Consider the following 24,555-nt stretch of genomic DNA (forward strand, 5'->3'; position numbering starts at 1 on the left):
TTTTTCGATTCGTTCCTAAAAAAACAAGCGATTATTTTTGCAGTTCCAAATAAAACAGTACCTTTGCACCCCGTAAAACGAAAAGAGATTGCCGATATAGCTCAGTTGGTAGAGCAACGCATTCGTAACGCGTAGGTCGCCGGTTCAAGTCCGGCTATCGGCTCGAAATGTAGAGAAAGAGATGTGACCGCATCTCTTTTTTTTGTTTCAAGACGAAAAGAGAGAAACGCCACACTTCTTTCCAAAGATTTACGAACAAAAAATCGACGTATTCAGACTTAAATGAAAAAGAAACAGAAAATGCTTTTGGGAGGACTGGCGGCCCTGGTCCTCATTGGACTGGCATGTGCCGGAACTGCTTACTACCTGTTACTGGCTTCCCAGTTTCATCCGTCGAAAACCAGCTATATCTACATCGACCGCGACGACAATATCGACTCTGTCTGCCACAAGCTGAAGACACAAGGCAAAGCTGCCAGCCTGTCCGGCTTCAAACTACTGGCACGCTATAGGGAATACGGCCAGCATATCCGCACCGGACGCTATGCCATTCGCCCTGCCGACAATGCATACCACGTATTCAGCCGACTGTACCGTGGTTATCAGGAGCCTATGAACCTCACCATCGGTAGCGTCAGAACACTGGATCGCCTGGCACGCAACGTAGGCAAACAACTCATGATAGACTCTGCCGAAATAGCCAGTCTGCTGAACGACACGATGCTTATCCGGCAGTGGGGTTATCAGAAAGAGACCCTGCCCTGTCTTTTCATCCCCGACACCTATCAGGTATATTGGGACATCAGTGCGGAACAGTTCGTAGAGCGGATGCAAAAAGAGCACAGCCGCTTCTGGAATGAGGAAAGAAAACAAAAGGCGCAAGCCGCAGGCATGACGCCCGAAGAGGTATGCACACTGGCTTCCATCGTAGAAGAAGAGACCAACAACAACGCCGAAAAACCTACCGTAGCAGGACTTTACATCAACCGCCTGCACAAAGACATGCCTTTACAGGCCGATCCTACAGTCAAATTTGCCCTGCAAGACTTCCAACTGAAACGAATCAGCAACAAGCACCTGACCGTGGATTCGCCGTACAACACGTATCGCAACATCGGACTGCCTCCCGGACCGATACGCATCCCTACTCCTGTCGGAATCGATGCCGTGCTGAATTATGAAAAGCACGACTACATCTATATGTGTGCCAAAGAAGACTTCTCGGGGACACACAACTTCGCATCCAACTACACAGAACACATGAAAAATGCACGCAAATACTGGAAAGCCCTGAACGAAAGAAAGATTTTTAAGTGATTTTGTGTTCTTATGTAAAAGCAAAAGCTTATATTTGCGGTTAACTAACCGAAAAAACAACCACACAAGTTTCGCAAGTTCTGCAAAGCTTGTAGAAGTTAAGAAGCTAAAGGATGGCATCGCCTGCCTGAAGCAGGACGGTTTCACAGCCACCCATTAACTTCAAAGACTTTAAATTAATACCTAAAAAAGACAGATATGAGCAAACAACTTTTACTTGGCGACGAAGCCATAGCGCAAGCTGCACTGGATGCCGGACTTTCGGGCGTTTACGCCTATCCGGGCACTCCGTCTACTGAAATCACCGAATACATACAGATGATGCCTATAACGGCCGAACGGAACATCCACAACCGGTGGTGCTCCAATGAAAAGACGGCCATGGAAGCTGCACTGGGCATGTCGTTTGCCGGAAAACGGTCGCTGGTCTGCATGAAGCATGTAGGAATGAACGTGGCAGCCGACTGTTTCATCAATGCAGCCATGACTGGTGTTAAAGGCGGAATGATAGTCGTGGCAGCCGACGACCCCAGCATGCACTCTTCACAAAACGAACAGGACAGCCGCTTCTACGGCGACTTTGCACTGATACCTATATTCGAACCCAGCAGTCAGCAGGAGGCCTACGACATGGCCTACGAAGGTTTCCGCTTCTCCGAACAGACGGGCGAACCCCTGCTGTTGCGCATCGTTACCCGTCTGGCCCATTCGCGCTCGGGCGTAGAACGCAAGGAACAACAGGCTCAGAACGAACTGGCTTTCAGCGACGACCCGCGTCAGTTCATCCTGTTGCCGGGAAATGCCCGCAAACGCTACAAAGCCCTGCTACAACAACAGGACGAGTTTGTAAAAGCATCCGAAAATTCTCCCTTCAACAAATACATTGACGGACCCAATAAGAAACTGGGTATCGTAGCTTGTGGCATCGGCTACAACTACCTGATGGAAAGCTATCCCGAAGGCTGCGAATATCCCGTGCTGAAAATAGGCCAGTACCCGCTGCCCAAAAAGCAACTGACACAGCTGATAAACGAATGCGAAGAGATTCTGGTGCTGGAAGACGGACAACCCTTTGTAGAAAAGCAGCTGAAAGGTTATCTGGGACTGGGCGTCAAAGTGAAAGGAAGACTGGACGGTACACTGCCGACCGACGGCGAACTGACCCCCGACAGTGTGGCACGTGCCGTAGGCAAGGAAAACAAGGCTGAATTCAGCGTTCCGTCACTGGTAGAAATGAGACCGCCCGCACTGTGCGAAGGCTGCGGACACCGCGACATGTACACCGTACTGACACAGGTGCTGAAAGAAGAATATCCCTCGCACAAGGTATTCAGCGACATCGGTTGCTATACACTGGGAGCCAACGCACCCTTCCACGCCATCAACTCGTGTGTAGATATGGGAGCTTCTATCACCATGGCCAAAGGAGCGGCCGATGCAGGATTATATCCATCGGTAGCCGTCATCGGTGACTCGACTTTCACTCACTCGGGCATGACAGGTCTGCTGGATTGTGTCAACGAGAATGCCAACGTCACCATCGTCATCTCGGACAACGAAACAACCGCCATGACAGGTGGACAGGACTCTGCCGGAACCGGACGTTTGGAAGCCATCTGCGCCGGCATTGGTGTAGCACCGGAACACATCCGCGTAGTAGTGCCTCTGAAGAAGAACTACGAAGAAATGAAGCAAGTGATACGCGAGGAAATTGAATACCACGGAGTATCGGTCATCATCCCCCGCAGAGAGTGTATACAGACATTAGCACGCAAAAAACGTAACAAGTAAAGCCATGAAAAAAGACATCATACTTTCGGGCGTAGGAGGACAAGGCATCCTGTCTATCGCCACCGTTATCGGTAAAGCTGCCCTGAAAAAGGGCTTGTATATGAAACAAGCCGAAGTACACGGCATGAGCCAGCGCGGAGGAGACGTACAGTCGAACCTGCGTATCAGCGACCAGCCCATCGCATCCGACCTGATTCCGACCGGCAAGTGCGACCTGATCATCTCGCTGGAGCCTATGGAAGCCTTGCGCTATCTGCCCTACCTGAATCACGAAGGCTGGCTGGTGACCAATGCAGTTCCCTTTGTCAACATTCCCAATTACCCCAGCGAAGAAGCCCTCAAAGCCGAACTTGACAAGCTGCCGCACAAAATTGTGGTAAACGTCAGCGAGATAGCCAAGGAAGCCGGTTCGCCCCGTGTGGCCAACATCGTGCTGTTGGGAGCCACTATCCCCTTCCTGGGCATCGACTACGCTACCATGCAGGAAAGCGTACGCGAAATCTTCCAGCGCAAGGGCGATGCCATTTTGGAAATGAACCTGAAAGCACTGGCAGCAGGCAAAGAAATAGCAGAAAAACTTATACAATAGAACCATGAATGACAAGTACTGGGAAGAAGAAATCGAAACCATGCCACGGGAAAAACTCCGTGAATTACAACTGCAACGACTAAAGAAAACAATAGGCATCGCTTCCCATGCCCCTTATTACAAGAAAGTGTTCCAGGAGCACGGCATCACGCCAGACAGCATTCAAAGCCTGGAAGACATACGCAAGATACCGTTCACTACCAAAGCCGATATGCGTGCCAACTATCCTTTCGGACTGGTAGCAGGCAACATGCGCGAAGACGGAGTACGCATCCACTCGTCCAGTGGTACGACCGGTCCCCCTACCGTCATCGTACACTCACAACACGATTTGGATTCGTGGGCCAATCTGGTAGCTCGCTGCCTCTACATGGTAGGCATCCGCAAAACCGATGTTTTCCAGAACAGTTCGGGCTACGGCATGTTTACCGGCGGACTGGGCTTCCAGTACGGAGCCGAACGTTTAGGAGCGCTGACAGTGCCGGCTGCTGCAGGAAACAGCAAGCGTCAGATCAAGTTCATTACAGACTTCAAGACAACTGCCCTGCACGCCATCCCCAGCTATGCCATCCGTCTGGCCGAAGTGTTCCAGGAAGAAGGCATGGATCCCACCCAGACAAGCCTGAAAACCCTTGTCATTGGTGCGGAGCCTCATACCGACGAACAACGCAAGAAAATAGAGCGCATGCTGGGCGTAAAGGCCTACAACAGTTTTGGTATGACGGAAATGAACGGTCCGGGCGTAGCCTTCGAGTGTACCGAGCAGAACGGTATGCACTTTTGGGAAGACTGCTACCTGGTAGAAATTATCAATCCCGAAACAGGCGAACCAGTGCCCGATGGCGAAATTGGTGAACTGGTGCTGACTACCCTCGACCGTGAAATGATGCCACTGATACGCTACCGTACGCGCGACCTGACACGCATCCTGCCCGGTACGTGTCCCTGCGGACGTACACACCTGCGTATTGACCGCATCAAAGGACGTAGCGATGACATGTTCATCATCAAGGGAGTAAACATCTTCCCGATGCAGGTGGAAAAGATTCTGGTACAGTTCCCGCAGCTGGGAAGCAACTACCTCATCACCCTGGAAACAGTGGACAATCAGGACGAAATGATTGTAGAGGTAGAACTCAGCGACTTGTCGACCGACAATTACATCGAACTGGAAAAGATACGCAAGGACATCACCCGCCAGCTGAAAGACGAAATACTGGTCACCCCCAAGGTGAAACTGGTAAAAAAAGGCTCATTGCCTCAGAGCGAAGGAAAAGCTGTCCGGGTAAGAGACTTGCGCGACAACAAAGAAAAGTAAGTAATTCCCCCCCCAATTTTTCCCCAGTTAGGAAAAAATTTTTTCCTAACTGGGGAATTTTTATTCCCTAACTGGGAAAAAACAGAGTCTAGTTAGGGCCTATTTCTACCTGAAAAAGCGGGCCAGAATGATCCTGAAACGAACGAAAAGAAAAGGGAATGCGCCAACCTGACACATTCCCTTTTTTATAAGAAAGCCGCACCGATGATGTGATGAAACTCCGAATGACATGGTTTGAGTGCTCGTCCTCTTTGTAATCCACCGACTCAAAGGTTACCCCGAAGGGCGTGGCCCGCCATTGAGAAGCGAAGCTTGTCTCGGTATTTCATAAAAATTGATGAGTTTCCCGATCCAATCAATGCGGCTATTTTTTCTATAACAAAGATAAGAAGTTTATGTGAAAGAAACAAGCAATTGAACAAATTTGTGCGTTTCAGCCCCTCTTTTCTCTCGTATAGGCATAAAAAAAGATGCCAGCTACATCATCTGCAGTCGGCATCCTATCAGTTTTTCAATTTATCAGAGTCTTTATGCAGCCTTAGCCTTGGCAACAATAGCCTTGAATGCTTCGGGATGATTCATTGCCAAATCGGCCAACACCTTACGGTTGATTTCGATGCCGGCTTTATGCAAAGCACCCATCAGCTTGGAATAAGACATACCTTCCAAACGTGCAGCTGCATTGATACGTTGAATCCACAACGCACGGAAATTTCTCTTTTTGGCCTTACGGTCACGGAACGCATAAGTCAAACCTTTCTCCCAAGTATTCTTGGCTACGGTCCAAACGTTCTTTCTTGCACCAAAATAACCTCTGGTCAATTTCAAAATTTTCTTTCTTCTTGCTCTTGAAGCAACATGATTTACTGATCTTGGCATAGTTTTTCTTTTTTTTGAATGTTAGCGCCATTGCTTTGAAACAACAGACTTAAAGCTAATGCATTCGGTTAATAACTTTGATACTTTTAGTACACTTTTCGATTACTTCATCGCTAAGAGTTCCTTCACCTGGCTAACATTTGTGGTGTCAACAAGTGTAGAATAACACAAGTTTCTCTTTTGCTTTTTAGTTTTCTTAGTCAGAATGTGACTATGAAAAGCGTGCTTTCTTTTGATTTTACCCGTTCCGGTAAGAGTGAATCTTTTTTTAGCACCGGAGTTCGTCTTGATCTTTGGCATCTTACTTTAACTTTTAAATTATTAATAATATGGTTACGCACTATACCGTGGCGCAACTCACTTTTCCATTAATTATTCTTCGTCCTCAGCGTCGCGTTGAACATTCTTGGGTTCTTCAGCGGGCTTCGGAGCAGCAGCCTTCTTGGGGCTGCCCGGCTTCTTGGGCGAAAGTTGGATAGTCATACGCTTTCCTTCAAGGATAGGCATCTGATCTACCTTTGCATAGTCTTCAAGGTCGTTGGCAAAACGAAGTAACAATACTTCTCCTTGCTCCTTGAACAGGATGGAACGTCCTTTAAAGAATACGTAAGCCTTCACCTTATCACCATCTTCCAAAAAGCCTTTGGCATGTTTCAACTTAAAGTTGTAATCATGATCGTCGGTCTGAGGACCGAAACGTATTTCCTTCACGTTGACCTTTACCTGCTTGGCTTTCTGTTCCTTCTGACGTTTCTTTAACTGATACAGAAATTTAGAGTAATCGATTATACGACAAACAGGGGGTTGAGCATTAGGAGAAATCTCCACAAGATCCGCTTCATGTTCCTCGGCAAGCTTCAAGGCCTGCGCTATCGGATAGACTTTCGATTCTACTTCATCGCCCACTATACGGACTTCTTTGGCACGGATCTGTTCATTAATCCGGTGTTGCCCTTTTAAGCTGTCATTCTTCATTAATAACTTTTACTTCCAGTTTGTTTTTTTACTATTACTACTAAATTCTTTTATCTTAAAAAAGCGTCATCTGAATGCATTTTCAGACTTGCTTCTGCAATTGGGCGCAAATTTACCACTTATTTATCATATTTTGCACTTCCTCGTAGACTTTTTTTGCAAAATCTTCGAATTTCATGCTACCTTGGTCACCCTCTCCCTGCTTACGAACAGAAACTTCTCCGTTTTCGGCTTCTTTCTCACCGACAATCAGCATGTAAGGAATACGTTTCATCTCGTTATCACGGATCTTGCGACCTATCTTTTCATTACGCTCGTCGACCAGCGCACGGATATCATACTTCTTCAGGCTGTTCTTTACCTCATTGGCGTAGTCGTTAAATTTCTCGCTGATAGGCAGAATGGCAACCTGATCGGGAGTCAGCCACAAGGGGAATTTACCGGCTGTATGTTCGATAAGTACGGCAACGAAACGTTCCATCGAACCAAACGGTGCACGGTGAATCATAACCGGACGGTGTTTCTGGTTGTCAGCACCGGTATACTCCAGTTGGAAACGTTCAGGCAAGTTGTAGTCTACCTGAATTGTACCCAGCTGCCAGCGACGGCCAATGGCATCCTTCACCATGAAGTCGAGCTTAGGACCATAGAAAGCAGCTTCGCCGTATTCGATCTTGGCAGGCAGACCTTTTTCCTCGCAAGCCTCGATAATGGCACGTTCGGCTTTCTCCCAGTTTTCATCGCTACCGATATACTTCTCGCGGTTAACCTTATCGCGCAAAGAAATCTGAGCTTCAAAATTCTGGAAGTTCATCGACTTGAATACGATAGAAATAATGTCCATCACACGCAAGAATTCTTCCTTCACCTGGTCGGGACGACAGAACAAGTGCGCATCGTCCTGCGTAAAGCTACGTACACGGGTCAGTCCGTGCAACTCACCACTCTGCTCGTAACGGCAAACAGTTCCGAATTCGGCAATGCGCAAAGGCAGATCCTTATACGAACGGGGCGAGTTCTTGTAAATCATACAGTGGTGCGGACAGTTCATCGGTTTCAGGAAGTATTCTTCGCCTTCTTCCGGAGTCTGGATAGGCTGGAAAGAATCTTTTCCGTATTTAGCATAATGGCCCGACGTGATATACAGCAACTTGTTGCCGATAGGCGGACACATTACTTCCTGATAGTCGTAACGACTCTGGATGCGACGCAAGAAGTCTTGCAGACGGATGCGCAAGGCAGCACCTTTCGGCAACCACATCGGCAAACCTTTTCCGACTGTATCGGAGAACATGAACAAATCCATCTCCTTACCAATCTTACGATGGTCGCGCTTCTTGGCCTCTTCCAGCAGAACAAGATACTCATCAAGCATCTTCTTCTTCGGGAAAGTGATACCATAGATACGTGTCATCATCTTACGGTCTTCCTGTCCACGCCAATATGCACCGGCTACAGAAGTCAATTTGATAGCCTTGATAGGTGCGGTATTGAGCAAATGCGGACCACGGCACAAGTCAGTAAAAGCACCTTGTGTATAGGTAGTGATATGTCCGTCTTCCAGTTCGGAAATGAGTTCACACTTGTATGTTTCCCCACGATCGCCGAACATTTTCAGGGCATCGTCTTTCGCGATATCTTTTCTTACCACCGCTTCTTTCTTGGCGGCCAGTTCTGCCATCTTCTTTTCAATAGCAGGCAGATCGGATTCCTTGATAGGAGTCTCGCCCGGATCGACATCGTAGTAGAAGCCGTTTTCGATAGCCGGACCGATACCGAACTGAATGCCCGGATACAACTCCTGCAATGCCTCGGCCAGCAAGTGGGCACTTGTATGCCAGAAGGTATGCTTTCCCTGCTCGTCTTCCCACTTATACAATACAACTTCTGCGTCCTCGTTAATAGGACGTCCCAAATCATAAGTCTCTCCGTTCACGCCACAAGCCAGCACTTCCTGTGCCAGGCGAGAACTAATACTTTCTGCTATTTGCAGTCCCGTCACTCCGTCGTTGTACTCCCGTACAGAGCCGTCTGGAAAAGTTATCTTTATCATAATAGAATTATTGATTTTTCAATTTTTCAAAGCGCAAAAATAGCTATTTCTTTTTGATAATCCACTTTTTAGCAAAAAAATGTTATTCGCTTCTGTCGGTAAAGCGTTTAATTACATTATATGCTGACACGATACCCAATTCACCGGCCTTGCTCAAATCCTGAAGTCCCTGCTTGTTGTTGCCAAGATAGATGTGAACCAGACCTCTGTTGAAATAAGCTTCACCGAATTCCGGATTCAGCTCGATGGCTTTGTCATAGTCAGCAACAGCCGCCCGATAATCTTTCAGCAATGTTGAAACGTTTCCTCGGTTGTAATAACCATACACAAAATCGGGAGCCAACTCGACAACGTGGTTCAGGTCATCGCGTACAATATTATAATCGATCGTTGTAACTTCTGATTTCTTCGCATTGTTATTGTTAGTTCCTCCTACCGTTGTCGGGGCGTTTCCTCCCTCCATACTTTCCTCAGCCTTCTGGTATTCCAGCTGCTTGCAACGCACCAAAGCACGCATAAAATAGGCCGGGAAGAAAGTATCATCCAACAGGATACTCTTGGTAAAGTCATCTACCGAACTGGCAAAGTCCTGTACCAGATAGAAGTCCAATCCACGCATGAAACGTTTTACGGCATTATGGTCATCGGCCACGATATCCGATGTATGCGAGTCGATCAGAGCAAAATGGAAACGTACCTGTTCTTCGGTCAACGGTGCTTCCATATTGGTGATACGCAACATTTTGGGGAAGAGTTTGGAACGGTTCAGTTCGTCGATGTAACGGTGGAAATGAACAGTACGTTTCACATCGCTCACCTTTTCGTAATAAGTCAGCGCATACATAGGCTCCTGTTTGATAATTACATTACGATCCTGCACGCGTCCGCGGTAGTCGCTCGTATAACGTTGCTCAAATTCCGAATCATCGGCAATCACAATCTTACGATAGTTTTCCACATTCTTATCCGACTTCTTACGAGTCTTACTATCATCTTTGGAAGAATCCGAATTGTCGGCCATATCTTTATCTGCATTGCCCGACGCCGCATTGTTCCGCTTGTCGATCTGCATCTTCATGATTTTGAACTCGTCCTGTTCGGCCCCTTTCGCATCACCAATCTTTTTACGGGCCTGGGCACGCTGATAATAACCAGCCATAAAGTTTGGATAAGCATCTATCACCTTCGAATAGTCGCTGATAGCTCCACGGTAATCGCCGGTCTGCGCACGAAGCAATCCGCGGTTGAAGGTAGCCATCATATTGTCCGGCTCAATCTGAAGAACAAAATCGAAGTCTTCGATAGCACGGTTGTCATCGCCAACCTGCGCACGAAGCAATCCACGGTTATAGTGTCCCAGGAAGTTATTCGGATCAATGTCCAAAGCAAGGTCATAATCGCTCATGGCTCCTCTCAGGTTATTCTGATGGAAACGGGCCAAAGCACGGTTGATGTAATTGCCGGCATTGCGGGCACTCAGATGAATGGCCTGATCAAGGTCTGCTTCTGCTTCCTTATACTTGCCCTGCTGAATACGCACAATGGCACGCGCGCTCCAACCGTCTGGGTCGTAACGGTCCAGTTCAATGGCTTTTTCGAAATCGTTCAATGCCTGAATGGTATCGTTCTGTTTCAGATAGACCTCGCCACGCATCAGATAAGCAGGCGTATAACGGGGAGAAATAGCCAGCAACTTACCCAAATCTTCCTTAGCCGAGTCGTAATCTTCCTTCCGCATATGGCACAACGACAGGTTATGCCACAGCACAAGGTTTTCGGGATCATACTTTAAAGCCGTCTGATAGTCTTCGATGGCGCCATCAAACTTATTTTGCCGGATGCGCGCCAAACCTCTGATCTGGTAGGCTCCTACGACAAAAGGATTGCGCTGAATGGCCTTGTCGCAATCGGCCTCGGCGCCTTGGAAGTCTTCCAGATTAATCTTGGCCAAACCTCGGAAGAAATAAGGCTCAAACAGATAAGGCTTTGCGTTGATTACCTGATTAAAGTACTGAATAGAAAGCACGTAATCTTCAAAATACAAAGCATTTCGGGCAATTGTCATTACTCGCTCTGTATTGATTTGCGCACACAGCAATGCGGGAAACAGCAAAAGGATTGCTAATATTTTTTTTACCATTTTGTCTTACAAATACTTATATACGAAAGCAAAAGTAATGCATTTCGTTTACTTGACAGGACTTAGGAAAGAGTTTTTCCGTTTGTTTTTGAGTTTTTTAGTATCTCAAAACTTTCTATTCAGAACCGGTAAATCATTTCACTGTCTTAACCCGATAAGAGCAGCGGGCCTTACCTTTCAGCATTGCGTTCAGCTTGCCTTTAATCATCTGCTTACGAAGAGGCGACAAATGATCGATAAACATTGTGCCTTCCAGGTGATCGAACTCGTGCTGCATGACACGGGCAAGGTAGCCTTCTACAATTTCATCGTGTTCGACCATATTCTCGTCCAGGTATCTGACATGAATCTTATCCCCACGTTTCACAGACTCGTGAATGCCGGGCAGACTCAGGCAACCTTCTTCCATCGAGACTTCCTCGCCCATGACCTCAAGAATATGGGCATTGATGTAAACCTTACGGAAATCCTTATATTCGGGCATGTCTTCGGAAAGAACATCCAGGTCGACTACGACTACACGGATAGGCAAACCAATCTGCGGCGCAGCCAGCCCTACTCCATCGGCATGGTCCATTGTTTCAAACATGTTGGCTATAAGTTCTTTCAGGTTAGGATAATCAGGTGTAATATCCTCTGCCACTTTTCTCAATACGGGTTGTCCGTATACATAAATGGGTAAAATCATAAGTGTATTTTTTTAATGTTTCATTTCTACATTTACCGACGCGGCACGTCCGCCCCGTCTGTCAGCAAAAGCTTCAGCCACGCATTCCCCGGCTTTCCAGATAGGACTGCAGAATAATCGTCGCACTAATCTCATCGACCAAAGCCTTATTCTGACGGTCTTTCTTTTTCAGGCCGGCTTCCAACATTGTACGATGGGCCAGAACAGAAGTAAACCGTTCATCGACATACTCTACCGGCATATCGGGCAGCTTCTTCTTCAACGAACGTACAAACGGCTCAATCCGCTGCATGTTTTCTGACATTTCGTTATTCATCTGCTTAGGGAGTCCAACCAATATCCGTTCTACCGGCTCTTTGCTCACATAATCAAGAATAAACGACAGCAGCTGATGCGTAGGCACAGTTCTCAGGCCGTTGGCTATCATCTGCAAGGGATCGCTTACAGCAATTCCGGTGCGTTTTCGTCCGTAATCTATGGCTAATATTCTACTCATAATTGGTGCAAAAGTACGATTAAAAATCGAAACCTGCACCCAAATGAGACGCTATAATGCAAAAAAGGGCATCCGAACAGTCCGGATACCCCCTTTTTACTACCTGACACAGATTGTCCTTACTGCCAGGCATTGAACTTTTATCTGTAATCAGACCGGCTAAAAACCGGAAAACTTATTTTTTCTTCCAAAGACGTGTCATGTCTTCCAATGTCTTGCCTTTGGTTTCGGGAACCAACTTCCAAACAAAAATTGCAGCAATCACGCAGATGATTCCATACAGAGCATAAGCAAACATATGTCCAAACTTCTCGCCCATATCGCCCAGCGTCATGTTGTACATCGGCACAAACGTAGACGAAACGATGAAATTGAATATCCACTGGAAAGCCACAGCAATGGCAACAGCTGCGCCACGCACTGTATTCGGGAAGATCTCGGCAATCAGTACCCAGCAGATGGGGCCCCAGCTAAACATAAAGGAAGCACTATAAACCATAATACTTACTACAGACACCATCGGCGGAAGTCCTGTCAGCACATTGGACAGCGCAACACCGAAAGCACCGATAGCCATACCGATAGAACCGGAAATAAGCAAGGGCTTACGTCCCCACTTTTCGACTGTGAACACAGCCAGCAAGGTGAACAGAATGTTGATGATACCCATAATCACAGTCTGCACCATCGGATTGCCCATACCCATTGTTTCGAAAATACGGGGAGCAAAATAGAGCACAGCGTTGATACCTACAGCCTGCTGGAACACACTCAGCATAATACCGATAAAGATCACCATCCAGCCATAAGTGAACAGACGTTCGGTCTTTTCGTGGGCAGTAGCCTTGATTTCAGCCAAAATTACTTTAGCCTGAGTCACACCGTTAATACGGCTCAGGATATCCAAAGCCTTCTCATCGCGACCACACATAGCCAAATATCGAGGAGTCTCGGGAACCAAGAGAACAAGTATTGCGAACAAGCCGGCAGGAACAGCCTCGCTGACAAACATCAGACGCCAGCCGGTTTCAGTAGTCCAGGCAGCAGCTTCCGGATTCAGAATCTGATTTACTCCCTCGACTGCTTTGATAACGGGATTGGCATTGTCGCCCAAAATAAGGAAATTCACAAAATAAACCACCAGCTGACCAAAGATAATGGCAAACTGATTCCAGGATACCAATGTACCCCGAATATTACTGGGAGCAATCTCGGCAATATACATCGGACAAATGGCCGATGCCAAACCTACACCGACTCCACCCAATACGCGATAAAAATTGAAAGCGATAAGAAGCGAATAAGACGGAACTCCGTAATCGTAGAACAGGAATTCGGGATAATAAGATCCCAACGCTGATAAGAAGAACAGAATACCAGCAATAAAAAGAGACTTTTTACGTCCAAAATTGGATGCACAAAAACCTGAAATGGCACTACCGATGATACATCCTATCAATGCACTACTGGAAGTGATGCCGTGAATCGTATCTGTGTAAGTAAAGTCCGAAGCTCCCATAAAGAATGCCTGAAGCCCTTTTTCTGCGCCCGAAATGACTGCCGTATCATAACCAAACAGCAATCCGCCAATAACAGCCACCATCACAATCGAAAAAAGATAGACCTTACTTCCTTTTTCTGTATAGTTCATGGTATAAAAATGATATTAGAAATAGTTTATAAACAAAAAAACAGGCTGCCTCTCTGCCGACTGGCAGAAAGCGCAGCCCATTACATATCACTTTAATCTATTAGCAATACATATTGAGGATAGCCTCGTACAGTTCTTGCTTGCCACTAGTCTGCTTCGGTTCACCGTTAGCCTTAGCATAAGCAACAACGTCTTCCAAAGTCAGCTTACCTTCTTCGAATTCCTTACCCTTACCGCTGTCGAATGAAGCGTAACGATCGGCCAGCATCTTCTTGTAAGGAGATTCTTCCAGCAGACGAGCTGCGCTTTCCAAAGCACGAGCCATTGCATCCATACCAGCGATGTGTGCGATAAAGATATCTTCCAGATCGGTAGAGTTACGACGAGTCTTGGCATCGAAGTTTGTACCACCGTTACCCAGACCACCGTTACGGATGATCTGCATCATAGCCTGAGTCAGTTCGTAGTTATCAATGGGGAACTGGTCGGTATCCCATCCGTTCTGATAATCGCCACGGTTAGCATCGATAGAACCCAACATACCGTTATCAACAGCTACAGCCAACTCGTGTTCGAAAGTATGTCCGGCCAAAGTAGCGTGGTTTACTTCGATGTTTACTTTGAAATCCTTGTCCAGGTTGTGAGCTTTCAGGAAGCCAACTACAGTTTCTGTATCAACATCGTATTGATGCTTTGTCGGTTCCATCGGTTTCGGTTCGATCAGGAATGTACCAGTGAAACCTTTGCTGCGTGCATAGTCGCGAGCAATTGTCAGCATCTGAGCCAAATGCTCTTTTTCGCGCTTCTGGTCAGTGTTCAGCAAAGACATATAACCTTCGCGGCCACCCCAGAATACATAGTTGGTACCACCCAGCTCAATAGTTGCATCAATAGCATTCTTAATCTGTACGGCAGCACGAGCCACTACGTCAAAGTCGGGATTAGTAGCAGCACCGTTCATATAACGTGCATGACCAAATACATTGGCTGTACCCCACAACAGCTTAATACCTGTTTCTGCTTGTTTCTGCTTAGCATAAGCGACGATTTCTTTCAGGTTAGCTTCGTATTCCTCGATGGTATCAGCTTCAGTGCAGAGGTCTACATCGTGGAAGCAATAATACTCGATACCGATCTTTTGCATGAATTCGAAACCTGCATCCATCTTATCTTTAGCAGCCTGAACTTTATCTGTTGCAACATTCCACGGGAATTTCTTTGTGCCACCGCCAAACTGGTCACCACCTTCAGCACAAAGTGTGTGCCACCATGCCATTGAGAACTTCAACCAGTCTTTCATTTTCTTACCCATGACTACCTTTTCAGCATCATAGTAACGGAATGCCATCGGATTGCGGCTTTCTACACCTTCAAATTTAATTTTTCCAATACCAGGAAAATACTCTTTTGTTGCCATAATATTCTTTATATTTTATGCCTCCTACATATATTTGCAGGAAAGCGGGTTAATAATAAAATCTTCTTCTTTTCAATTAAATTAATCTCTCATAGACTTTTCCAAACGATGCTTCCAACGTGCATAAGCATCAAGATATTCCTGACGTTTGCTCTGGTTAGGCTCTATTACGTCAAGTTTTTCCAGTGTGGCAAAGGCTTCGTTGCTATCTTTATAAATACCTGCACCAATTCCTGCACCCTTGGCTGCACCAACCGAACCGTCGGTATCATACAGTTCAATGGTAGCACCGGTCACACCGGCCAGCGTATCACGGAAAATGGAACTCAGGAACATATTGGCATGTCCGGCATGTATTTTCTGCACAGGAATACCCATACCCTCCATAATATCAATACCATATTTAAACGAAAATACGATACCCTCTTGCGCTGCACGTACAATATGCTGCTTACCGTGCAAGTTAAAGTTCAATCCACGGATGGAGCAGTTGATCTCCTTATTCTCCAGCATACGTTCGGCACCATTACCAAAAGGCAGAATGCTGATGCCTGCACTTCCAATAGGAGCTTGAGAAGCCAGTACATTCATTTCATTATAAGAAATACCTTCGGGAGCAATTGTACGTTTTACCCATGAGTTCAGGATACCTGTTCCGTTGATGCAAAGCAACACACCCAGACGGGTCTGATCAGCAGTATGATTGACGTGTGCAAAAGTATTGACACGAGACTTTGGATCATAGTTTACTGCTCCGTTCACTCCATAAACAACGCCACTCGTACCTGCCGTTGAAGCGATTTCACCAGGATTGAAGACATTCAGTGAAAGTGCATTGTTCGGCTGGTCACCAGCGCGATAAGTGATAGGAGTACCTTCTTTCAAACCTAATTCTTTAGCTGCAGCCGCAGTAACACGCCCCTGTTCGGCAAATGTCGGTTTTATATCAGCTATCAGCGAAGAGTCAAAGCCATAATAATCCATCAGAAATTCTGCCAGGCAATTGTTTTTGAAATCCCAAAACATACCTTCGGACAAGCCTGATACCGTTGTACAGATCTCACCGCTCAACTTCATCGCGATATAATCACCAGGAAGCATAATCTTGTATATCTTCTCGTAAACCTCCGGTTCATTCTCCTTAATCCAAGCCAACTTGGAAGCAGTAAAGTTGCCCGGAGAATTCAGCAAATGAGAAAGGCAACGTTCTTCGCCCAATGTCTCAAACGCACGCTGTCCATACGGAACGGCTCGCGAATCACACCAGATAATTGCCGGGCGCAGTACTTGCTGATTCTTGTCTACACATACCAATCCATGCATCTGATAAGAAATACCAATAGCCTTAATTTCTCCTCCGTTCACACCCGATTCTGTGAGAATAGCCTCCGTAGCCAGCTTCAGGTTTTCCCACCAGCTTTCAGGATTCTGTTCTGCCCAACCTTGTTTTACTGCAATAATAGCAGCTTCCGTTTTCGGGAAAAAAGCAGAAGAAACACATTTTCCACTTTCTGCATTTACCAAACTCGCCTTTACCGACGAGCTACCGATGTCATAACCTAATAGATACACTTTGAAATTATATTAAAAGTTAATAATTCTATGTTTTTACAAGGAATATACCCAGTCCCTCTTAACGTCTGGACTTATTATAGATTTTCTTATCGAAACGATAATAGCGGGCAGCACGATGAGCCACTCCCTGCTGACGTTCTTCGAGAGGTACTACATACTCCATTAAAGCGATTTTCTTATGGAAATTACGCACATCAATCGGTTTTCCATATATCAATTCGTACAGTGTACGCAACTGAGAAGCCGTGAATTTACGCGGAAGCAGATCGAACAGAGCAGACGGATTCGCTTCTACATACTGACGGATATACAGCAAAGCTTCTTTTATAATCAAATTATGATCAAAAGCCAAATCTTTGATATCCGGCAAAGCCACCCAACACGCCTGCAAATTATTCAAATCACGATTCAGCGTACGATCAATCTTCACTAACGACAAATAAGCAATGGTCACAATACGCTCAACTTTCGACTGGATGGCTCGTTCCAACCAATGAACATCCCTCGGATCTTTGGTCCGGTCTTTAGAGCCAAAGGCCTTAAACTGTACCAGATTCACGTTTTTGACTCCTGTCAGTTCATTCAGCACCCTTTGAGCTGCCCCATCCAGATCCTCATCCATATAAATCAAGCTTCCCGGCAATTTCATATCGTGAAACACTTCACCTTCTTCCTCACCCATCCGACGAATAAGCAAAACCTTCAGCTGTTCTCCGTCAAACCCAATTACTACACAATCTACCGAGATATGATTATTTGCCAATGGCATTTCGTGTTCCATGCTTACATGATATTTTGATTAAACGCTGCAAATATATAGATGTTTTTTCAAAATACAATCATATAAAACAGAAAAAATATTATGTTATAAAGCATTATTTTTCAGAGCAATAGTTATCATATATTATACAATATGAAATCACAACCTTATCATACGTAATACAATATGTAATATATGTATTCGCGAACGACCAGCAAACATACAGCACGAACAACACAAAACATTCTCATTTATAAGGAATTCAAGCGAGATTAAGGTATGCCATCCCATACACCACTTATTGTATCTGAAAAAACACAGCCCACAATCGGATTGCACAAAAATTGCACATATGTGCGGTGATTATCAGAAAAAGGCCTAACTTTGCAGCACTTTTTATATAGTAACTAAAAACAATAAAAATGAAAGCATTTGTATTTCCAGGGCAAGGCGCCCAATTCGTAGGAATGGGAAAAGACCTGTACGAAAATTCAGCTTTAGCTAAAGAACTGTTCGAAAAAGCCAATGATATTCTCGGCTACCGTATCACAGACATCATGTTCAACGGAACAGACGAAGATCTGCGCCAGACCAAAGTTACTCAGCCTGCCGTATTTCTCCATTCAGTCATCTCTGCACTCTGCATGGGCGAAGAATTCAAACCCGAAATGACTGCCGGACACTCGCTTGGAGAATTCTCTGCTTTAGTAGCTGCCGGAGCACTGAGTTTCGAGGATGGTCTAAAATTAGTATATGCCCGCGCCATGGCTATGCAGAAAGCCTGCGAAGCACACCCTTCAACCATGGCCGCCATTATCGCATTGCCCGATGAGAAAGTAGAAGAAATCTGCGCACAAGTAAGTGCCGAAGGCGAAGTTTGCGTAGCTGCCAACTACAACTGCCCGGGACAGATTGTAATCTCCGGTTCGATCGAAGGAATCAACAAAGCATGCGAACTGATGAAAGCTGCCGGTGCAAAACGCGCCCTTCCACTCAAGGTAGGCGGCGCATTCCACTCCCCGCTGATGAATCCTGCCAAAGTAGAATTGGAAGCAGCTATTAATGCTACTGAGATTCATACTCCGAAATGCCCGGTTTATCAGAATGTCGACGCTTTGCCCCACACCGATCCGGCAGAAATCAAGAAGAACCTCATTGCCCAACTGACAGCTTCCGTACGCTGGACACAAACTGTAAAGAACATGGTAGCCGACGGTGCAACCGACTTTACAGAATGCGGCCCGGGCGCAGTGCTGCAAGGTCTGATCAAGAAGATAGATTCTTCTGTATCGGCTCACGGCATCGCATAAAAAGTTCAAATATCATATATATATAAAAGGGGGTGTATCAAATTGAGAAATATTTGACACGCCCTCTTTTTCATTATGAGAGGTATGGAAATTCTTCAAGCAGCCAAATTTTGAGAGTTTCTCTCAAATTTTGAATTTTCCACATACAAAATCATGGCAATGCCCGTAATTGGTTTTTGTTCTGGGCAAAATCCTCCATTAATGGCCCTTTTTGCCATTGTTGAGCACATTTTCTTTAGATTGAAGGCAATGGCAAAGAAGGCAAAGTCCATTTTAACCTTGTCAATACCAAAATGGCGGAAACGTTTGTACGCCATGTCGTATTTCATCTGCCCGAAGACGGCTTCCGGTTCGATGCACCGCCGTCCCCGGTGCCTGATTCCCTCTTCTGACGTGAGCCTCTCCCTGGCTTTCCGCCGGTATTCGTTCAGACGGTGGTTGACTTCGATTATCCGGTCCCCCTTGCCCTTGAAACAACTTCCCCGAAGCGGGCATCCCTCACAACGCTGTGCCTTGTAGCGTGCGCTTTCGGTGACATATCCGCTTTCCGTCTTTGACCGCGTTGTACCGACACGTTCCATGTGTTGCCCCATCGGGCAGACGTAATAGTCACCTTCGGCATTGTAATATAACGTGAGTTCGATGAAATATAAGTGTTTGAAGATTTGGTGATTAGCGAAAATTGCTGTAACTTTATAGTGCTAAAATACAAAGACTTACGAACAATAATCGCTATGATCACCGAGGACAAAGTTACAGAATTATTTTGTATGGCAGACGATTTCTGCAAGTTTTTTGATGCTATGATGAAGAAATACACATTGAAATCTGATAATAAGCGTGCTTATCACCGCGATTCAACCATGTCAAAGTCTGAAATTATGCTTATTATGATATTGTTTCATGACTCTGGTTATCGTTGCCTAAAGCATTTTTATGTAGAAAAAGTCTGCAAGCACCTTCGCCACCTCTTCCCCAAGGTTGTCTCCTACAACCGCTTCGTGGAACTTGAAAAGCAGGTTGCCGTCCCCTTGGCCTTATTTATAAAGAAGGTATTGCTGGGTAAGTGTACAGGCATAAGCTTTGTCGACAGCACTCCGTTGAGGGTGTGTAGGAACCAAAGGATACATATCCACAAAGTATTCAAGGGCATTGCGCAAAGAGGCAAATGTTCCATGGGATGGTTCTTTGGCTTCAAACTGCACTTGATTTGCAACGAGAAGGGCGAGATTCTGAATTTCATGATAACTCCAGGTGACGTAGATGACCGCAAACCGCTTGAGTACAAGGCTTTTGTTGAATTCATTTACGGAAAGCTCGTCGGTGACAAAGGCTATATCGGAAAGAATCTCTTCCAAAGGCTCTTTGTCGATGGCATACAACTTATCACAAAATTGAAAAGCAACATGAAAGGTGCGTTGATGAGTGTCTCCGACAAGCTTCTTCTCAGAAAGAGGGCTATAATTGAAACCGTGAATGACGAATTGAAAAACATCGCACAAGTGGAGCATTCAAGGCACAGGAGTTTTGAGAATTTCATAGTAAACATGCTTGGGGCAATTGCCGCTTATTGCGTGTTCCCTAAAAAGCCTTGCATCCATGTACAACGCACATTGGATACACAGCTTGCCTTATTCTAAATTCATCGAACTCACGTTAATTTTAGGCTTTTACTGTGCCTATACAGATACTTCATGAAGTTATATCTTTATGTCAATACATATTTCAAGTCTTCTATCCGATACACCTCCGGTACATACCCCTTTTGCACAATCACAGAAGGAGTTTTGGTAATATGCTGCCCGATGGCATAGCGTAAATGTTCTTCATACATCTGCTCCGCTTTCTCGGTAACGGGATAACAAAGCAAGGAATGAAGGACGTGTTTTGTGCTCCACGTTTCCAATAGTTCTATCATTTTATCCCATCCTTCCATCTGCCAGGCAGCAATCAATCTGAGGGCAACTTCCCTGCCTATCTTGTCACCCGGAAACGTTAGAAGAATCAACGACACCGAAGCCCGAGCCGACAAATCTTTCAAATACGGATGCACACGGGCGCAGTTTTTACACATAGGATTGGTCACAATCAACACTTCATCACCACCGGTTCGTCCGTTGTGCAGGCAGATGCCTCTGTCCGGCATTTCGCCAATGTGGGGCTGAATGCCTGACAATGCCTTAAACGCCTCCGCATTGAACAAGGAACTTAACCGTTGCCTCCCCTCCACCGCTTCTTGCCCGATCCGTATCTGACGCTTGACAGTCTGCCATACAGCCATGCAAAAGGCTGCCGATAGAGCCAAAGCGACACAAGCTGTAAAGGCAGGCGTAAAGCGAGCTTCATCGCTCCAAAGCAAATACAACGCCAAGCTATTCAGCCATACAATCAGACAAACCATCAGGCAAAGCATACATCCTTTCTTTATTACAAACAGTTGGTAAACAATAGAATAAACCGTAAAAGCTAACGCTGCCGAAGCACAGCCTGCAGCAAGCCACCCAAAGCCATGAGGATGGCAGAGCGCAAACAGCAGCAACGTACTGAAATAGAACAGACTAAGCTCGCCCAAGCCCATACCCGCCAGGCGGGCACCCTTGGACTGCAACACCGCATTGCAATCGATTGTCGTGCCAATGTGACAAAACCGATGCAAGAAATTCCGGTTGGACATCTCTTTGTACAAGATAGCAGAAGAAACGAACATGCCTGCACACAGCGTAAATAAATACAAAGCTCCTGCCACAGACGACGACGTTCCGACAACCAGCAATGTTCCCAAGATACCTGCTCCCAACAGACTGTAACGACAGATCCAGTAAGCCACGTTCCGAAAAAAGAAGTAGCTGTCCTGCTGTGTTTCAGCCGTCACTTCGCCCACCAGCACACCTCCCGTCCAAGTACGGAGAAACGCTTCGCGTTCTACTCTTATCCGCCTGCCACGTGTGTACACCGCCAACGAGGTCCCGTTTATTCGCTCCACCAAGCAAAAAGGCACTTCCGCCTGTCGGGTCACTGCTATAAACGGCGCCTCCAGTTGGTCGAAATATTCCGGCGGAAGCTGATAAACGGCATTCCGTATTCCCAATTCGTCCAGCGCGTCGCTCAGTCCCCGCATGCTGTTGCCCAAGGGATGGGCAAGCAGGCGGGCGACTGTACCACGGCCTACCCGCACGGAAAGCATCCGCAAGTAGCGATAAAGTAAAGAAACAGTATGGGCATCAACGGACATACAAACGGATAATTAAAGTCGGGTTATAACGTAAATTCTCCTTGCAACCACTCATCCTCCGACATGATGTCGAGCTGATAGTCCCCACCGCTACAAGCACTTAAATCAATCTCCACAAACTCGCAAAACGTTTGCGAAGCAACTTCCTTTCCTGTGGACAAACTGATGATACGGACAGTAAAAGTACCGGGTAGTTCACTAAGGTCTACGCTTATTACTTTGTTATATAAATAAGCATAAGCAACAGGAAATAATAATGAATAATATGCGCTCTCATCCGAATGCTGAACATTCAACGGTATCTTTTTTACATCCGATTTTTCCGTATTTGTTACCGTTGTAGTCGAAGAAGTATTCCCGTCCTTGGCATAGAAGGGCAACGTACCCATCCATAAAGAAATTAAAAGCAGAATCAATGTTTTCATTTTCAGTATTATTTTTTGATTTTCGATACTGCAAATTTAGCCTATGGGGAACACTGAATTTGTGGAATTTTTGTGGAATTTTCAGTTTTCCACAAACTTTTAAGTGTGGAAAAGGTGTGGAACTGGGGCTATTTGATGCTTTTCAACACCTTTTCCAACTTTTCATCGCCTGCATCCGGGAAATATTGATGCAGGAGACGTTTCTGACGTTTATATACACCGGAGCGGTCTTTTTCCAACAGAATGGCGATGTCCTGTGTGGACAAGCCCAACAGATGGAGACCACAAAAACGAAGGTCCTTTTCGGAAAGTGAAACTTGTTTTTCCAGACGGGTGATGAAACCGTCCGTAAAACGGTTAATCAGGTTAAGCAGTTCATTCTGATCTTCTACCGTGAAATGTTCTTCATAATCGTTGTAGGATTGGTGATAAGAAAGAATACGGGTCACCTTGGCATATAGTTCCGTTTCGCGAAGATGACCGACCAAGTCGTCAAAATCGATCAGAGGGTGCACCTCTTTCGGCTCATTGAAAGGCAGTAAGAGGACTTCCGGCTCAACCACTGACGGGGCTGCGGACAACAGCACCCGATGTTCCCTCCACCAGAACTTCATCAGTGCATCCATCTGCCCGCGAAGACGTTTCCGCTCTTTGGCTCTTCGTCCCAACAACAGCACAATGCAAACGGCCAATGCACCAATTGCCGCCAGACAAATCAGAATCAGCCGCTTCATTTGCGACTGTTCCTGCCGATGTGTCTGCACCTGCTCTGTCAAACGGATTTCGGTTACCTGCGACTGTTCTGTCAGTTCGTTCTCGGTCTGCTGATACTTCTTCTGATAGGCCAACGCCTTTTCCGCATCCCCCTGTTCTTCGGCAATATCTGCCAGACGCATGTAGGCCGCCGAACGGACAGCCAGAGAAGGACGACACGCAACCGTCCTTTCCAACCAAACCATAGCGGAGTCATAATGATTCAGTTTATAATGAGCCTCACCTATCAGCAAACTGGACATATACCTCCGTGCGGTATCCGGTTCTAACCTCCAAGCTTCCCGGGCACACCGTAAGGCTTGCTCACCATCCTGCATATAACTATACAACAGACTCAAAGTCTCCATACAATTACTTTGGTATTTTACTAATTTTTTCTGTCGAGCCAATAAACAGGCCTTCAACAACAGTGTTTCCGCTTCCCGGTAATGTTCCTCTCCTTGAGCTATCAGATGGACGCTCCTCCTATCCAATGTTTCTAACCACAATGCAGTATCTCCCACTTGTACAGCCAACTGCTCTGTTTTCCTATAAAGGGAATCGGCTTGCGAATACATCCCCTGACTGTGATAGATATAGGCTATCCTTCCATACGTCCGTCCTAACCACCAGGTATTTCCACACTGTTCCATCTGTATCTTTACTCGCTGAAAGATTTCCAAGGCCTGTCCACTTTGCCGGAGCTTATGGAGAATATATCCTCGGTTGTACTCGCCCCGCGCTTCCCAAAAGACATCACCGGTACGATGGAAATAGTCGATGACCGGCAACAGCAATGAGTCGCTGGCCGGCATCTGTCCGTTGCGGCATTCCGCCTCCACGGTCAGCAACCGGTGACGCATGCGGTCGCCCTCTTCCAGAGCCGAAGGAGGGATGCTATGCAACAGAGTCAAGGCACTGTCGGGACGGGCATCTATCAGGCTGTCCGCCTTGACAAGCAGATTGGGATAGTCCGTGCGCGAGCCGCAGGACAGGCAGCACAAGCAGAGCAACAGGAGGAGGTAATGCGTCAGTTTCATGTCGGTGAATTTATTTGGTGGCAAAGATACGATTTTTTTATTTCCGACTCACCACAGAAAGCACAGAGTTTCACGGCGTTTATGGGGTGAAGTTTCACCGTAATCTTTTAAGAATTAATGCGTTGCGGTGAAGGATAGATAGGCGA

20 protein-coding genes, 1 tRNA gene and 1 pseudogene are annotated in these 24,555 nt (G+C 46.2%); 7 read left to right on the plus strand and 15 right to left on the minus strand.

What is annotated here, in order from left to right; genetic code table 11:
• Positions 1–90 precede the first annotated feature (90 nt).
• The 5 genes from Q3C19_RS10315 to Q3C19_RS10335 all read left to right on the plus strand — a co-directional run bounded on the left by Q3C19_RS10315 (position 91) and on the right by Q3C19_RS10335 (position 5,015).
• Positions 91–163, plus strand: a tRNA-Thr gene (locus Q3C19_RS10315).
• A gap of 119 nt (positions 164–282) precedes the next feature.
• Positions 283–1,317, plus strand: coding sequence for an endolytic transglycosylase MltG (gene mltG, locus Q3C19_RS10320; protein WP_302729116.1), 1,035 nt, complete (start codon positions 283–285; stop codon positions 1,315–1,317).
• A 198-nt stretch (positions 1,318–1,515) separates the two neighbouring features.
• Positions 1,516–3,108 (plus strand): thiamine pyrophosphate-dependent enzyme, encoded by a 1,593-nt coding sequence (locus tag Q3C19_RS10325; RefSeq protein WP_022164067.1) that lies wholly within the window; start codon positions 1,516–1,518, stop codon positions 3,106–3,108.
• A gap of 4 nt (positions 3,109–3,112) precedes the next feature.
• The gene (locus tag Q3C19_RS10330; RefSeq protein ID WP_277121728.1) at positions 3,113–3,697 is read left to right on the plus strand and encodes an indolepyruvate oxidoreductase subunit beta; all 585 of its coding nucleotides are present in this window, start codon (positions 3,113–3,115) and stop codon (positions 3,695–3,697) included.
• A gap of 4 nt (positions 3,698–3,701) precedes the next feature.
• The gene (locus Q3C19_RS10335; RefSeq protein WP_302729119.1) at positions 3,702–5,015 is read left to right on the plus strand and encodes a phenylacetate--CoA ligase; all 1,314 of its coding nucleotides are present in this window, start codon (positions 3,702–3,704) and stop codon (positions 5,013–5,015) included.
• 528 nt (positions 5,016–5,543) lie between these two features.
• On the opposite strand, the gene rplT is transcribed toward Q3C19_RS10335, so the two are convergent.
• The 11 genes from rplT to Q3C19_RS10390 form a co-directional block, all read right to left on the minus strand.
• Complete coding sequence (gene rplT / locus Q3C19_RS10340) at positions 5,544–5,894, minus strand: 50S ribosomal protein L20 (RefSeq protein ID WP_022164499.1); 351 nt, start codon at positions 5,892–5,894, stop codon at positions 5,544–5,546.
• A gap of 102 nt (positions 5,895–5,996) precedes the next feature.
• Positions 5,997–6,194 (minus strand): 50S ribosomal protein L35, encoded by a 198-nt coding sequence (gene rpmI, locus Q3C19_RS10345; protein WP_022164498.1) that lies wholly within the window; start codon positions 6,192–6,194, stop codon positions 5,997–5,999.
• A 72-nt stretch (positions 6,195–6,266) separates the two neighbouring features.
• A complete protein-coding gene (infC, locus tag Q3C19_RS10350; RefSeq protein ID WP_022164497.1) occupies positions 6,267–6,869 on the minus strand; it encodes a translation initiation factor IF-3 in 603 nt (200 codons plus the stop codon).
• 112 nt (positions 6,870–6,981) lie between these two features.
• Positions 6,982–8,922 carry a threonine--tRNA ligase gene (gene thrS / locus Q3C19_RS10355; protein WP_022164496.1) on the minus strand — a complete coding sequence of 647 codons (1,941 nt, stop codon included), beginning with the start codon at positions 8,920–8,922 and terminating at the stop codon, positions 6,982–6,984.
• 82 nt (positions 8,923–9,004) lie between these two features.
• A complete protein-coding gene (locus tag Q3C19_RS10360; RefSeq protein ID WP_288910664.1) occupies positions 9,005–11,062 on the minus strand; it encodes a tetratricopeptide repeat protein in 2,058 nt (685 codons plus the stop codon).
• A gap of 133 nt (positions 11,063–11,195) precedes the next feature.
• A complete protein-coding gene (gene def / locus Q3C19_RS10365) occupies positions 11,196–11,750 on the minus strand; it encodes a peptide deformylase (protein WP_022164494.1) in 555 nt (184 codons plus the stop codon).
• 73 nt (positions 11,751–11,823) lie between these two features.
• Entirely contained in the window at positions 11,824–12,246 is a 423-nt protein-coding gene (gene ruvX, locus Q3C19_RS10370; protein ID WP_071149195.1) for a Holliday junction resolvase RuvX, read from the minus strand.
• A 175-nt stretch (positions 12,247–12,421) separates the two neighbouring features.
• Positions 12,422–13,897 (minus strand): D-xylose transporter XylE, encoded by a 1,476-nt coding sequence (gene xylE / locus Q3C19_RS10375; protein ID WP_071149194.1) that lies wholly within the window; start codon positions 13,895–13,897, stop codon positions 12,422–12,424.
• Positions 13,898–13,997: 100 nt separating this feature from the next.
• Positions 13,998–15,314: a xylose isomerase gene (xylA, locus tag Q3C19_RS10380; RefSeq protein WP_302729126.1), complete on the minus strand. Its 1,317-nt coding sequence runs from the start codon at positions 15,312–15,314 to the stop codon at positions 13,998–14,000.
• Positions 15,315–15,395: 81 nt separating this feature from the next.
• Positions 15,396–16,886 (minus strand): xylulokinase, encoded by a 1,491-nt coding sequence (locus Q3C19_RS10385; RefSeq protein ID WP_302729128.1) that lies wholly within the window; start codon positions 16,884–16,886, stop codon positions 15,396–15,398.
• A 61-nt stretch (positions 16,887–16,947) separates the two neighbouring features.
• Entirely contained in the window at positions 16,948–17,670 is a 723-nt protein-coding gene (locus Q3C19_RS10390; RefSeq protein ID WP_071149191.1) for an NUDIX domain-containing protein, read from the minus strand.
• A 401-nt stretch (positions 17,671–18,071) separates the two neighbouring features.
• Between Q3C19_RS10390 and fabD the strand changes: the two genes are divergently transcribed.
• Complete coding sequence (gene fabD / locus Q3C19_RS10395; protein WP_302729131.1) at positions 18,072–18,959, plus strand: ACP S-malonyltransferase; 888 nt, start codon at positions 18,072–18,074, stop codon at positions 18,957–18,959.
• Between the two features lie 95 nt (positions 18,960–19,054).
• On the opposite strand, the pseudogene Q3C19_RS10400 reads toward fabD, so the two are convergent.
• Positions 19,055–19,594 (minus strand): annotated as a pseudogene (locus tag Q3C19_RS10400) (transposase); the annotation flags it as partial.
• Positions 19,595–19,693: 99 nt separating this feature from the next.
• Here Q3C19_RS10400 and Q3C19_RS10405 point away from each other — a divergent pair.
• Complete coding sequence (locus Q3C19_RS10405) at positions 19,694–20,599, plus strand: IS982 family transposase (RefSeq protein ID WP_087396154.1); 906 nt, start codon at positions 19,694–19,696, stop codon at positions 20,597–20,599.
• A 68-nt stretch (positions 20,600–20,667) separates the two neighbouring features.
• On the opposite strand, the gene Q3C19_RS10410 is transcribed toward Q3C19_RS10405, so the two are convergent.
• The 3 genes from Q3C19_RS10410 to Q3C19_RS10420 all read right to left on the minus strand — a co-directional run bounded on the left by Q3C19_RS10410 (position 20,668) and on the right by Q3C19_RS10420 (position 24,409).
• On the minus strand, positions 20,668–22,191 hold the full coding sequence (locus Q3C19_RS10410; protein ID WP_302729136.1) for a vitamin K epoxide reductase family protein: 1,524 nt from the start codon (positions 22,189–22,191) through the stop codon (positions 20,668–20,670).
• Positions 22,192–22,214: 23 nt separating this feature from the next.
• Positions 22,215–22,616: a DUF3244 domain-containing protein gene (locus Q3C19_RS10415; protein ID WP_302729138.1), complete on the minus strand. Its 402-nt coding sequence runs from the start codon at positions 22,614–22,616 to the stop codon at positions 22,215–22,217.
• A gap of 128 nt (positions 22,617–22,744) precedes the next feature.
• A complete protein-coding gene (locus Q3C19_RS10420; RefSeq protein ID WP_302729140.1) occupies positions 22,745–24,409 on the minus strand; it encodes a tetratricopeptide repeat protein in 1,665 nt (554 codons plus the stop codon).
• Positions 24,410–24,555 lie beyond the last annotated feature (146 nt).

The sequence above is a fragment of the Bacteroides sp. ET489 genome, from assembly GCF_030518095.1.
GTDB lineage: Bacteria > Bacteroidota > Bacteroidia > Bacteroidales > Bacteroidaceae > Bacteroides > Bacteroides ndongoniae.